11 protein-coding genes are annotated in these 12,713 nt (G+C 50.2%); 2 read left to right on the forward strand and 9 right to left on the reverse strand.

Annotated features, from left to right (window positions below; genetic code table 11):
* Nucleotides 1-152: 152 nt before the first annotated feature.
* Nucleotides 153-986 carry an MqnA/MqnD/SBP family protein gene (locus AB1797_08630; protein MEW5767673.1) on the forward strand — a complete coding sequence of 278 codons (834 nt, stop codon included), beginning with the start codon at nt 153-155 and terminating at the stop codon, nt 984-986.
* A 54-nt stretch (nt 987-1,040) separates the two neighbouring features.
* Nucleotides 1,041-1,484: a peptide chain release factor-like protein gene (locus AB1797_08635; GenBank protein MEW5767674.1), complete on the forward strand. Its 444-nt coding sequence runs from the start codon at nt 1,041-1,043 to the stop codon at nt 1,482-1,484.
* Here AB1797_08635 and AB1797_08640 read toward each other — a convergent pair.
* The 9 genes from AB1797_08640 to fdhF form a co-directional block, all read right to left on the reverse strand.
* Nucleotides 1,417-3,963 (reverse strand): CHAT domain-containing protein, encoded by a 2,547-nt coding sequence (locus AB1797_08640; GenBank protein ID MEW5767675.1) that lies wholly within the window; start codon nt 3,961-3,963, stop codon nt 1,417-1,419. The genes AB1797_08635 and AB1797_08640 overlap by 68 nt on opposite strands.
* A complete protein-coding gene (locus AB1797_08645) occupies nt 3,963-4,142 on the reverse strand; it encodes a hypothetical protein (protein MEW5767676.1) in 180 nt (59 codons plus the stop codon). The genes AB1797_08640 and AB1797_08645 overlap by 1 nt, the downstream gene beginning before the upstream one ends.
* A gap of 143 nt (nt 4,143-4,285) precedes the next feature.
* On the reverse strand, nt 4,286-4,462 hold the full coding sequence (locus AB1797_08650) for a 4Fe-4S binding protein (GenBank protein ID MEW5767677.1): 177 nt from the start codon (nt 4,460-4,462) through the stop codon (nt 4,286-4,288).
* Nucleotides 4,463-4,829: 367 nt separating this feature from the next.
* On the reverse strand, nt 4,830-5,309 hold the full coding sequence (locus tag AB1797_08655; protein MEW5767678.1) for a DUF6036 family nucleotidyltransferase: 480 nt from the start codon (nt 5,307-5,309) through the stop codon (nt 4,830-4,832).
* Between the two features lie 238 nt (nt 5,310-5,547).
* The gene (locus tag AB1797_08660) at nt 5,548-6,660 is read right to left on the reverse strand and encodes a radical SAM protein (protein ID MEW5767679.1); all 1,113 of its coding nucleotides are present in this window, start codon (nt 6,658-6,660) and stop codon (nt 5,548-5,550) included.
* Between the two features lie 71 nt (nt 6,661-6,731).
* Nucleotides 6,732-7,400 carry an epoxyqueuosine reductase QueH gene (locus AB1797_08665; protein ID MEW5767680.1) on the reverse strand — a complete coding sequence of 223 codons (669 nt, stop codon included), beginning with the start codon at nt 7,398-7,400 and terminating at the stop codon, nt 6,732-6,734.
* Nucleotides 7,401-7,426: 26 nt separating this feature from the next.
* Nucleotides 7,427-8,413: an AAA family ATPase gene (locus AB1797_08670; protein MEW5767681.1), complete on the reverse strand. Its 987-nt coding sequence runs from the start codon at nt 8,411-8,413 to the stop codon at nt 7,427-7,429.
* A complete protein-coding gene (locus tag AB1797_08675; GenBank protein ID MEW5767682.1) occupies nt 8,410-9,603 on the reverse strand; it encodes an ATP-binding protein in 1,194 nt (397 codons plus the stop codon). Before AB1797_08675 ends, AB1797_08670 begins: the two co-directional genes overlap by 4 nt.
* The gene (gene fdhF / locus AB1797_08680; protein ID MEW5767683.1) at nt 9,597-12,344 is read right to left on the reverse strand and encodes a formate dehydrogenase subunit alpha; all 2,748 of its coding nucleotides are present in this window, start codon (nt 12,342-12,344) and stop codon (nt 9,597-9,599) included. The genes AB1797_08675 and fdhF overlap by 7 nt, the downstream gene beginning before the upstream one ends.
* Nucleotides 12,345-12,713 lie beyond the last annotated feature (369 nt).

Consider the following 12,713-nt stretch of genomic DNA (forward strand, 5'->3'; position numbering starts at 1 on the left):
CCCAGTACTACGGTGGATGGCGGCCTGTACCTAAGGCACTCCCTGGAAACGGGGAGCAAACAGATTGCAGGACACCTAAGGCTATTGGAGAGGGTAACTCGCCAGTTCTCTACTCTACCCTATATTCCTATATTCCCAGGAGGAAAACAACCTTGGAAAAAAGAATCCTCCAGGTAGGCCACAGCCCGGATGCAGATGATGCCTTTATGTTTTATGGTCTTTCGTGCCATGCTGTGACCATTAGGGGGATGGAGATCCGGCACGTTATGGAGGACATCCAGAGACTAAATGAGCGGGCTTTAAAAGGCGAATTAGAGGTCACGGCCATTTCTGCTTACGCCTACCCCTATGTGGCTGATCGTTATTGGATTATGAAAACAGGTTCCAGTATGGGAGAAGGCTATGGTCCCATACTGGTATCTAAAAAGTTTCAGGAGATAGCTCAACTTAAAGGTCGTAAGGTGGCTACCCCAGGCCCTCTTACCACGGCCAGACTCCTATTTCACCTGTATTTGGAAGAGGCCGCCCCGGTAGATATCCCTTTTGATCAAATCGTGGAGGCGGTTCTTTCCGAAGAGGTGGACGCGGGGATACTGATCCATGAAGGGCAGCTCACCTTTGACCGTTCAGGGCTTCACCAGATAATTGATTTTGGTCGGATATGGACGGAAGAGACCAATCTTCCCCTTCCCCTGGGCCTGGATGTAGTTCGAAAAGACCTGGGAGAAGCCTCAGCTAAGGAAATTTCCCTGGGGCTGCAGGCGAGCATTCGTTACGGATACGAACACCAGGATAAGGCCATTCCTTATGCCTTGCAATTTGGCCGGGGACTGGATGCAGAAACCGGCGCCCGGTTCGTGAAAATGTATGTAAACGATCTCACCGTAGATATGGGTGAACGTGGGAAAGAGGCCTTGACCCTTCTTTTCCGAAGAGCCTACGAAAAGAGACTCATCGAGAAGAGACCGGAAGTGGTGTGTATTTAGCAGTTCGTAGCTACTTGGGCATCCAGTCATCGGTGATCTTAAAGGAGGGATGCATTGCTTATTTTTCCGGTTACACCGGCCAAGCAAAAAGAGCTTCAAGAACGAATGAAGAACCTGGGGGTCAGCGAGGAAGACCTGGAGGAAGGATTTATCCGGGCTTCGGGCCAGGGAGGCCAGAAGGTCAACAAGAGTTCTTCTTGTGTCTATCTTTGTCATAAGCCCACCGGCCTGGGCGTGAAATGCCAGCAAGGACGTTCCCAGATATTGAATCGATTTTATGCCCGAAGGAGGCTCCTGGATGAAATCGAGCGTCTGCAGGGAGGAATCATTGAGGCAGAACAGAAGCAGATACAGAGGATTCGAAGGCAGAAGCAGAAAAGAAAACGTCGGGCCAGAGAAAAGAGATGGGGCGAGAAGGAGGATTTCAGAATTAGCGGTAGTCTCCAAACAGGACAAATCGGGCCCAGTCTTTGGGATGGGGATATTCCCGAAGGGTAGATAGTTGGGCTTGCCTCAGGGCTTCGGCTTTAGACATATCCTTCAGGTGGCGATAGAACTTCATCATCAGAAGAGTGGTCCCCGCCTCTGAATCCCAGAGAGTGATCATAACCGAAGGAGCGCCAGCATAAAGCAGGGAATTAGTTAGGGCTGGAATTTGTCCGGTGACCAATCCACTGGCCCCAGGGTTTCCCCTGGTCAGGGTAAGCAGTTTAAGATTATCCAGATCGAAGCCGAAGAATTCGGATAACCTCAAAGGCTCTTCTTTCTGATTCAAGACTAAACCAGTATAGAGCCGGTTTTGAAGATTGAATCTGACTGGCACGGCTAAATGCAGGAAAGAGGTATTAGCCAGGCTGGGTTCAAGCATTTCCCGGCCGGCTTGGTGAAGGGCCGTAGAATTCCGGCCTTCAATAGAAGAGACCGTCTCCACTTCTCTATCCGTAGATTTTGAATCAGGACCCGACAGAGCCGTTATCTGTCCTATATCCCTTTTAAACAGCCGGTTGAGAAAAGCCATAATCCCACCTTTTTGCTTTTTATCGAAGGACCTCTTAAAAAGGGATGACGACGGGGCATAAGAGACCTGATAATCTTCGATGAGATAGCGTCCCTCCTGGTTAAGAAGGGCAAAGGGGAGATAGTCAAGGGGACCATCGGGGATAAAGCAGAGATGCTTTATCCCTTCCAGATTTGGCTTAAGGGGATCAATAAGGTCACAATAAAGTTGTTGCCCGATTTCTTCTGTCTGGTACTCATCTATTACCGTTGTTCGCAGCCTATTAATTCTGGCTGCAAGCGTCTGGCCTGAAACAGGCAAGCTCACGGCCACCAGTCTGTCCGGTCTGATTAGCCAGACCAGGATGGCCTCTTTGGCTACAAAATATTCAATAAGGGCGGTATGCTTATCAAGAGCCTGCTGAATATCTTTAATGGTAGTCGGCTTAATGCTTACCAGGGGCAAAAGTTCAGGGCTTTCCATTTGAATCCTGGTAATGACCTCGGCCCGATCATTCCAGGCCAGGGCTAATTCTTCACTTAGGGTGTTGATAAGATCTTTGTTGTGTTGAGCTTTTGGTTTGGCCTTCTGAGCGGAAAGCTGTTTTACCAGATAGCCTATCCGGGCGACCAATGCCTTCTCTTTTCTAATAAGTTCATTATCTGAATTACATTGAGCCTGATTAAAGACCTCCAGCCATTTCCTGGCTTTGGCCCGCTCAAGAAAGTCAAATGCCTCAGCCGGCCGTCCCATTTCCAGAAGAAGTAAGATCATCTCCCCGTAAGGATCAGTCCGCCCGCCAATAATAGAGCCCTCTGCCTCTTGATCTTCCTCCTTAAGCATGGATTCTGCCGCCTCAATAGAGAGTTTAAATGAAGAATACGCCTGGTCATATTCCCCTTCCCGCCAATAGATCTCACCTTTCTGATAATGGGCGGTTTTAATTATCCCGGGCGCAAAGAGGGAAGAAGCCAGCCTCAAAGTCTTCTCCAGACAGCTCAATGCCTCAGGATACATCTCCAATGTCTGATAGATAAGCGCCCGGTTGCTCAGGGTGCTCGCCTGACCACTCTCATTTCCGGCCTCCTGATCAAGTTCCAGGGACCGGTCCTGGCATTTAAAGGCATTTTGATAATCATTCAGAAAGGTATAAACCGTTCCCAGGTTAGAGAGGGTAGCGGCTTCTTGAGCAGGTTTTCCAAGTCGGTGGTCTATTTCCAGGGCTTGTTCATGATAAGCCACCGCCTCTTTTAGATGGCCGGCCAGGGCAGAAATCATCCCCAGTGAAGAAAGCTCAGCCGAAACTGCGGCTTCATCGCCTGTTTTCTCTTTGAGACGCAGGGCAGCCAGGCTGTATTCTGTGGCCTTTTCAAGCTGCCTAAAAGAAAAGCACAGATCCCGCAAATCTTCCAGGGTCTGGATGGCCTTGGCGGCAGCTCCGGATCGCTGCTTGATCTTAAGGGACCTTTCCCCGCATTTTAACGCCTCCGTCAATTCTCCTCTGGCTTTGTAAATATACAGAAGGGTATCAAGACAATCAACTACTTGCCGCTTATCTCCCATCTCAGAGAATACATCAGCCGCTTCCCATTGGTAAGTGGCGGCCCTGTCCAGATCACCCGCCAGATAATAGGCATAACCTATCCTCCCTAAGGCTTCTCCAATGGCCGGTTTATTTTGGGCCGCCTTAGCCTGAACCAGAACCCGCTCCAGATAGATCAGTGATTTGTTCATCTCTCCCAGTTCCTGATAGACAGCTGCTAAATTGATCCATGTTCCCCTTAGGTGGTAAGCCCGTCCGAGGGTCTCATAAATCCCGGCTGCTTCCTCCCAGTCAGCGATAGCCTCTGAGTATTGGAAGCGCTGATAGTGATCCATGCCGGAATGGAATAACTGATGAGCCTCTTGGAGCCGTGTCTCCTCAGCCCGAAGAGGCGAAAAAAAGGATAATAGTAAAAAAATAGTTATCAGAAGTCTCATTATAGTATTACGGCGCAACACTCGATGCTCGATGCTCGATACTTGATACTGGATTCTTCACCAGCATCGATCATCGAGCTTCGAGGATTGAGCATCGAGCATTGAGGATCGAGCTTCAAGCATCGAGCATCAAGGATCGAGCATCCAGCATCGAGGATCGAGCTTCGAGCATCGAGCATTAAAAAGGGATATGATCCTCTTATGGGATCACATCCCCTTTTTTTCTCCTTCAAAAAAGGTCAGGCAGATTTTACTCTTCAGGATAAGCACACTTCATAATAGGGACATTCTCCGTATTCCTTCAAAAAAGGTTAGTCAGATCTTACTCTTCAGGACCGACAATAGCATCTGAAGGACAGACTTCGGCACAGCTACCGCAATCAGTGCAGGCTTCGGGATCAATAGAGTATTTCTCTTCGCCCTCTTTAATAGCGCCTGCCGGACACACATCCATACATACCCCACAAAGAACACACTCATCAGTAATCTTATAGGCCACTTACTTACTTCACCTCCTTTGTAATTATTAATTATTAACGCTCTCGGATAAAATTGAGCGTTGATTTTATTAGCCTTTCCAGCTAACTATTTTCGTAACCGTTCAGCCACTGATTGATACGGATTAGCACGGATAAATAATAGAGGACAGAAGGCGGAGTTGTAGGGACAGAACTTGTCCCTGTCCGTTCCATAGGCTGACAACCACAAGGGTTGTCCCTACAACCTAATCACGGACACGACTCCCGGACACGGTTCACGGAAATCCGTGTTTCATCCGTGTCCATCCGTGGCTGAACGGTCACAGCCGTCTTTATGCTGACGCCCAACGCCACTGTTCATCCGCAAGGAATAGCAGCTCGGGCGTGCTATTCTTTGCCGAGTGGAGCAATTTGTTCGAAAGTCTTCAAGGATTCCAATACCTCTGCGTCGGCTAAATCTTTGGTTCTTCCCACCGCCCTTTTGTTACGAATTAGATCGTCGATCGACGGAATATGCACTTCGATTCCCTCGATGTTCACAGACAGTGACCGTCCATACGTCTCCTCAAACTGAAGTCCGGAGGCCGCAGTGATGATGTCGATTCGCCTTGGGGCAACGCCGATCTGAAAGACGATCCCGTCCTTTTGAAGATCTTCCTTGGTCAGAGTGTGAAGCGGAGCGCCAAAACGTCGCAAGGCCCGCAGGACGGCATCAGCGTTCTGAGGGGATGGCATGACCCAAATATCGATATCCATGGTAGCCCGGGGATAACCGTGGGCTGCCAGCGCATAGGCACCGACGAGAAGGAATTTAACCTTCTCGTCGGACAAGGCGTGTAACATATCTCTGTAGTCTTCGTTCAGCATCGTGCTTTTTGCTCAAGGAGGCGATCTCTTGGGTCAGCGGCCAGACGAGACTAATGCGCTCGGCTGGCGTGCCAGGAACGAAGTCGTCGTTCCGACGGTCCGACATTTGGTATATGGCTGTGTGCTTTCTTTTCATGCTCTCGTGAAAGGCCTTTAAACAGTCGTCAGCCTTCAGCCTATCTACCTGAATAGGGTTGCGGGATGATTGAACTTCAGCCTTCAGTCTTCAGTCTTCAGCCTATCCACCTGAGTAGTTACGATAATTGTTAATTGGTTGGTAGATACAGTTAGGTTCCTCCTCCAGGTAGTCTCCGGTTTCGGCATAGGCCCTGGCCCGGCATCCGCCGCAGACAGCTAAATATTGACATCGACCACATTTGCCTTTGTAGGCGGCCGGGTTTCTTAATTCATTAAATATAGTTGAGCCTTCCCATATTTCCTGGAAGGTTTTCTCTCTTATATTTCCGCCTTCAATCTCCAAATAGCCGCACGGTGAGACAATCCCCCTATGGGAGATAAAACAAAAAGACGTAGCGGCTAAACACCCCCGGGAAAGGGTTGACCACCCCCCGGCCGACAACCCTCCCGGATGACCTTCGCCTGGTTTATGCCGGGCAGGGTGACCTCCCTGGATCTTTCCGCCGCGTTGCCGAATGATCCTGAAATAATGGGGGGCGCATATTGCCCTGGTTGGGATAAGAAGTCTCTTTCCTTCTTCGTAGAACCGGATCAGGATGTCTTCGTATTCCTGACCGGTCAATTCTTCACCCTTAAGCCCTTCTCCCCGGCCGGTCGGGACAAGAAAAAAGGCATGGCAGGCGGCCGCACCTAATTCCACGGCCAGATTCATTATGGCCTCTATCTGGTCACAATTCCGCCTGGTAATAGTCGTATTTATCTGGAATGGCAAGCCTACTGATCTGGCCGCCCTTATTCCGGCCAGGACCCCTTCAAAGGCGCCTGGCACCCCCCTTAATCGGTCGTGAGACTCAGCCTCCGGGCCGTCAAGGCTGATGGATATTCGGGGGATACCTATCTTAAGGAGCTTTTTAGCCACCTCCCTGGTCAGGAGCAGTCCGTTAGGGGCCATGACGACCTTAAGCCCCTTTTCTATTCCATAGGCCGCCAAGTCAAATATATCCTCTCGCAAGAGGGGTTCACCGCCGGTGAGGATCAAGGTCGGTCGGCCAACCTCCCTGATCTGATCAATCATAGTTAGGGCTTCGGAAGTGGAGAGTTCCCCTTCATAAGGCTTATCCCTTGCCCCTGCCCGGCAGTGCAGACAGGAAAGATTGCAACGCCTGGTTGTTTCCCAGGCCACCAATCTTAATTTTTGAGTTTCGAGTTTCACCTTTATTCTCGTAAGCGTTCAGCCCCTAAGGCACAAACTCGATGCTCGATCCTCGATCCTCGAGGCTCCATTCAGCATCGAGCATCCAACATCGAGCATCCAACATCGAGCATCCAGCATCCAGCGTCGAAGATCGAGCATCGAAGATCGAGCATCGAGCATCCAGCATCATGTGATGAACGGTTACCTCCGAGAATATTACCTGGTTGACTAAAGACACAGCCACAGTAGCTTTGGCGATAGAGCTTCAATTCTCGGCTCAGGCGGCAACTGATCTTAAAGCCGTCCTTCTTTTTGAAGTCAGCCTGGTAGAACCGGAGACCGAACTGTTCAGCTACTTCTTGGCCCATAGGATTTATCACCTCAGCCCGCTTGTGGGGACTAATGGTCAGAGTAGTGGCCAGCCAATCGCCGCCCTTTTCTTTAGCCAACTTAGCGGCCTCCTCTAACCTGAATCGGTAACACACCTGGCATCTGGCCCCGCCTTCCGGCTCAGCTTCAAGTCCCTTGACTGCTTCAAGCCAGCGCTCCGGATCGTATTTACCCCCCGCCAGCTCAAAACTTACTTGAAGCGCCTGGGTTAGCTTCTCCATCGCCTCCCAGCGAAGATCATATTCTTCTTTAGGATGAATATTAGGGTTATAAAAATAAGCCCCTATCTCAAATTCCTGGCTTAGCTGTCCTATCACATAGGCGGCACACGGCGCACAACAAACATGCAGCAGTAGTTTAGGTCTCACCAAGCACCCTACACTCCATCAGTGAATTAGTCTCTTTCGAGTCGGCATTTCTCAACGATCTTGAGGGCCAGCGACTTAAAATCTTGATAACATGTCTGAACCAATGACAGATGGCTGCCAATGGCTCCATCAGCGGGTTTGAGATCAAACATAGGCTTGCGGGCATCCTGGGCCATCGGCATCAGACTCCGAAAATTACGGAGGCTGGCCAGACAATGCGGATCATTTTCTGCCGGAGATTCCCCTGAATCTTTCCCAAGAACGGCCTCCTGGTACACCACAGGTATTCGCTGCAACCACCGGTCAAAGGCACGAACAGGCCGATCCAGACGAACAGCGTGTTGCAGAATCACATAGCCAACCGGTGACATATCCCCTTTCGGCATAGAAAAATCTTTTGGAGAAGCAAGCTGGTTCACCATTTTATGCCACTGTTCACGCCATGCTCGAATGGTCGGCCCAAGATTACGGAGTCCCTGCAGGGAGAACAGGTCAGCGGCCAAAGGAATTACTAAATAGTCAGCGGCCAGAAGGGCCGAACGATTTATCGCTCCCAGGTTAGGTCCCACATCAACTAAAGCCACAGAAGCTTCGGCCTTGGCAGTTCCATTGGCGATCAACCGGTGGAATGCCGTGGTAGCCCGCAAAGCAGCTTTATCATCATTGTATCCCCGCGGCCAACTATCAGAAAGTTTATCTTCAAATCTACTAAGTCCCAAATCACCTGCTATTAGCCACAAATAATCCGCTATCTGATGCAAATACGGAGATTGTATATCACCCGTGCCGTCCAGTATCGGCTGGACACAAGCCAGAACAGTCTTTTTACTATTATCCTCCCATAGTTCTTCCAGACGGCTTTCTTCAAAAAAGGCCGAGGTCAGATTAGCCTGGGGGTCAAGGTCAACGGCCAGGGCAGCATATTCCAGGCGTGAAAGCATATTGGCCAGATGATAAACCAGCGTGGTTTTGCCTACACCCCCCTTGTTATTGAAAAAGGCGATTGTTTTCATACCTGGCTCCTGATGGTAACCAGAACATAGGTTGGCTCAAAGATAAATTCCGGCACAGGATTGTTATTTTCTGCCAAGGCCTTGCGGGCCAGGCGAATACCTATCCCAAAACGCTCCACATAACCCAAAGCCTTCATAGCCTCTGCCACCATTGGGTTACGATAGTCGGTCATACGGTCAAAATTATCCTTCGTCACCTGACCAAACAGCCCACCCGGGTTCTGGATCTCCACCCGATCAGTAAACCAGTTAATCCGTACCGGTGAATTTGTGCCTTCATAAGTCCGGTGCATGATAGCATTCATGATAATTTGTCTTAAGGCCTCTCTGGGATAATCCGGCTGTTCATTATATCTTAGCCCCAGCCCTGGCGTAACCCGATGTTGAATATGAAGTGGGATCAAATTGTCAACCTGCTGCAATTGGGTAATAAGGTTGCCGGAAATTATCTTTTCTGCCTTGATTGGATCGGTCAAGTCCCGGCCGTCAAATCGGACAAATTGAAGGTAAGCCCCGGGAAGCCATGTTTGGGGATTCGTGCCTAACACCAGAATTCCGGCTACGGTAGGAGCGGCCAGGTCCGGCGTCAGAAATCTAAGCGAGGCCATTTGCTCTTCGGTCTTTCGCTGATTTTCCGATAATACCTCCGGGGCAACCGCCGAAGGCAAGTAAGTGCTCCGGAAAAGGTTCATATCCAGATCAGTCAGGGTAGTCTTAGGAACCGGCTGTTGATCAAATGGCAGATTGCCTGTACGACGACGTTCTGTAAGTCGTCTTTCCTCTTCCAGGGTAGCTTGAGCCCGGCGAGGTCCAACCCGAATCCAAACACGGCCATTATATCGCACAGGCGGTGAATCTGATGGTTGAACTTCAACTACTGCCACCGGTGTTCCTTTCAGAACTGCCTTTTGAACCGTCATAGAAGGAAACGGTTGAATGTTGCCATCCGACCGCATATCAGCCAGGGTGCACAACAACTCATCAGTGATAGGAAGACCCGTAGGCACCCCCTGGTCATTAACCCCAATAAAGATATATCCCGGCTGACCATATCCTGGCAAATCGTTGGCAAAGGCACAAATAGCCTGTCGAATCTTGCCTGAATCAGTCAGCGATTCCTTGCGTTCAGTTCGGTCAGATTCAATGTCTTTTATAAGTTGTTCTAATTCGTGGAGGTTCATAGTCAACATTTCTCAATCTTCACCGCGCACACCTTAAGCTCCGGAATCTTGGCCACCGGATCCAGGACAGGATTGGTCAGGACATTAGCCGCGGCTTCAGCAAAATGGAAGGGCATAAAGACCGCGCCTTGGGGAGGAATATCCGTCACCATGGCCTTGACATCAATCTGGCCACGACGTGAGCTTACCTTGACAAATTGACCGTCCTCGATAGAAAGGTTCGCCGCGTCAGCCGGGTTTATTTCAATATACCCTTCCGGAACGATTTCATCCAGTCCCTTAGACCTTCGGCTCATAGAACCGGTATGATAATGGTAAAGCATCCGGCCGGTCGTCAGGATAAAAGGATACTCTTCATCAGGCAGCTCTGCCGGCTCCTTAAATTCAATGGCGCTGAAGAGTCCCCGCCCCCTGGTGAATCTTTCGGCATGGAGATAAGGGGTGCCCGGATGCGTTGAAGTCGGGCAGGGCCACGACAGTCCCCCTTCTTTTTCTAATCTGAGATGAGAAATGCCGCCATAGCTGGGCGTCAATTTGGCTATTTCTCTCATAATCAGAGCGGGAATGTGGTAGGCTATACTATATCCTTTAGCCGTCTTAACGGCCGACCGAGCCGGCATTTCATCCGGAACGTGAAAAACCATCTTATAGCCCATTCGCCTGGCCAGCTCAGTGATGATCCGCCAATCTTCTCTGCTCTCGCCTACTGGAGGAAAGGCCTTTCGCACTAATTGGACCCTTCGCTCAGTATTGGTGAAGGTCCCGTCCTTTTCTGCAAATGAAGTGGAGGGAAGAACCACATCGGCCAGGGCCGCCGTCTCGGTCAGGAATATGTCCTGGCAGACCAGGAAATCAAAAGACTGGAGGGCCTCTTTGACGTGATTTATATCCGGATCAGCCAGCATCGGGTTTTCACCCATAATATAGAGGGCCTTAAGCTGGCCGTCTCCGGCTGCATTTATCATCTCGGTCAGGGTTAAGCCCGGCTTAGCTGAGAGCTTCACGCCCCAGGCCTTCTCGAATTTAGTCCGGGCAGCCTCATCAGTCACCTTCTGATAGCCGGGGTAGACATCGGGCAGCCCGCCCATATCACAGGCCCCTTGGACATTATTCTGTCCCCGCAAGGGATTAACACCAGCCGAAGGCTTACCCACGTTGCCGGTCAACATAGCCAGGTTGGCGCAGCAAAGGACATTATCGGTCCCGTGGCTATGCTGGGTAATACCCATCGAATAAATAATGTTGGCCGCATTGGCAGTGGCGTAGATCCTGGCGGCCTCTCTCAGTTCATCCGCTGGGATGCCAGTGATGGACTCGACATACTCAGGCGTATACTTGGCCACTGTCTCAGCCATGGCCTCAAGATTCTCACACCGCTCCCGGATAAAATCTTTATCATGAAGATCTTCGGCAATAATCACATTCATTAGGCCGTTCAACCAGGCCACATCAGTCCCTGGTCTTTGCCTCAGATGCAGATGGGCCCAATCAGCCAACTCAATAGACCTGGGATCAAAGAGCAAGAGCTTGGCCCCCCGGTTAACGGCCTCCTTGATCTTTAAGGCAATAACCGGGTGGTTTTCAGTGGTATTAGAGCCGGTTACCAGGATGCAGTCAGCCCCGGCAATTTCGGCAATGGAATTAGTCATGGCCCCACTGCCAAAGGCCGTGGCCAGACCGGCTACGGTAGAGGCGTGACAAAGCCGGGCACAGTGGTCAACATTGTTGGTGCCCACGGCAGCCCGAATGAATTTCTGAAAGATGTAATTATCTTCATTGGTGCACTTGGCGGAACATAGCCCCCCGATTGAATCCGGCCCATATTTCTCTTTTATCTCGCCTAATCTCTTAGCCACCAGGTCTATGGCCTCATCCCAACTGGCCTCTTGCAGCTTACCGCCTTTTCTGACCAGGGGTATCTTAAGCCTGTCTTCCCGATTGACAAAATCAAGGCCGAATTTCCCCTTCACACAAAGCCGTCCTTGATTGACCGGGGCATCCCAGGCAGGGGTAACCTTGATAATCCGGTTATCTTTGATATTGAGATCAAACTGACACCCGGTGCCGCAGTAAGGGCAAGTGGTCGTCACCTTAGAAAATTCCCACGACTGGCCCTTAAATTTGGCCTCTTTTTCAGTCAAAGCCCCCACTGGACAGACGCTGACACATTGGCCGCAAAAGACACAATTAGACGCCTGCATTGGACGGTCAAAATAGGTGGCAATCCTGGAACCAAAGCCACGATCAGCGAAATCCACCACATGGTTCCCCTGAACCGTCTCGCAAATAACCACACATCGCCCGCAGAGGATACATTTACTGTAATCCCTTTCAATAAAAGGATTGCTTGAATCTATTGGATAGGCATGTCTTTCTCCTTTAAAGCTGGTAGACCTGACGCCCAATTGGTAGGCATAATTCTGAAGCTTACAGTCCCCGTTCTTTTCGCAGGTCAGACAATCTTCCGGATGGTCGGAAAGAAGGAGATCAATAACCGCTCTTCTGGCATTTAAAACCCGCTCACTATCAGTCCTTACCTTCATTCCAGGGCTTACCGGACAGACACAGGAGGCGATTAAAGACCTGGCCCCTTCTACTTCTACTAGACAGATACGACAGGCCCCGGTCGGCAAAAGATGTTTATGATAGCAAAGATGGGGAATCTTGATGCCTAATGATTTCGCGGCCCGAAATATAGTCGTTCCCTCGCCGACTTCTACGGTCTGTCCATCTATAGTTAATTCAACCATTATATGTTGCTCCTTTCTTTGTGGACTTTGTGGACTATGTGGACTTTGTGGACGGTGTGGACGCCGGATTAGGCCTGGTGAATTCTATCCCAACTGATCCAAACGATGAACAATACCTACTTCCCTCATTGCTCCCGTCTACTTCAATGACTTTGCCGTCATCCTCAAAGTCCTCGAAACCGGGTCGACGGCAATCCCTTCATTCCTCATTGCTCCGGTCTACTTCAATGACTTTGCCGTCATCCTCCTTAAAGTCCTCGAAACCGGGTCGACGGCAATCCCTTCATTCCTCATTGCTCCGGTCTACTTCAATGACTTTGCCGTCATCCTCCTTAAAGTCCTCGAAACCGGGTCGACGGCAATCCCTTC

The sequence above is a fragment of the bacterium genome, from assembly GCA_040753085.1.
GTDB lineage: Bacteria > UBA9089 > JASEGY01 > JASEGY01 > JASEGY01 > JASEGY01.

Bases quoted from the DNA above. Each gene is read 5' to 3' on its own strand.
- AB1797_08640 (MEW5767675.1), bottom strand. From the start codon at position 3,963: ATGAGACTTCTGATAACTATTTTTTTACTATTATCCTTTTTTTCGCCT.
- AB1797_08645 (MEW5767676.1), bottom strand. From the start codon at position 4,142: ATGCTCGATGCTCGAAGCTCGATCCTCGATGCTGGATGCTCGATCCTT.
- AB1797_08655 (MEW5767678.1), bottom strand. From the start codon at position 5,309: ATGCTGAACGAAGACTACAGAGATATGTTACACGCCTTGTCCGACGAG.
- AB1797_08670 (MEW5767681.1), bottom strand. From the start codon at position 8,413: ATGAAAACAATCGCCTTTTTCAATAACAAGGGGGGTGTAGGCAAAACC.
- AB1797_08675 (MEW5767682.1), bottom strand. From the start codon at position 9,603: ATGTTGACTATGAACCTCCACGAATTAGAACAACTTATAAAAGACATT.
- fdhF (MEW5767683.1), bottom strand. From the start codon at position 12,344: ATGGTTGAATTAACTATAGATGGACAGACCGTAGAAGTCGGCGAGGGA.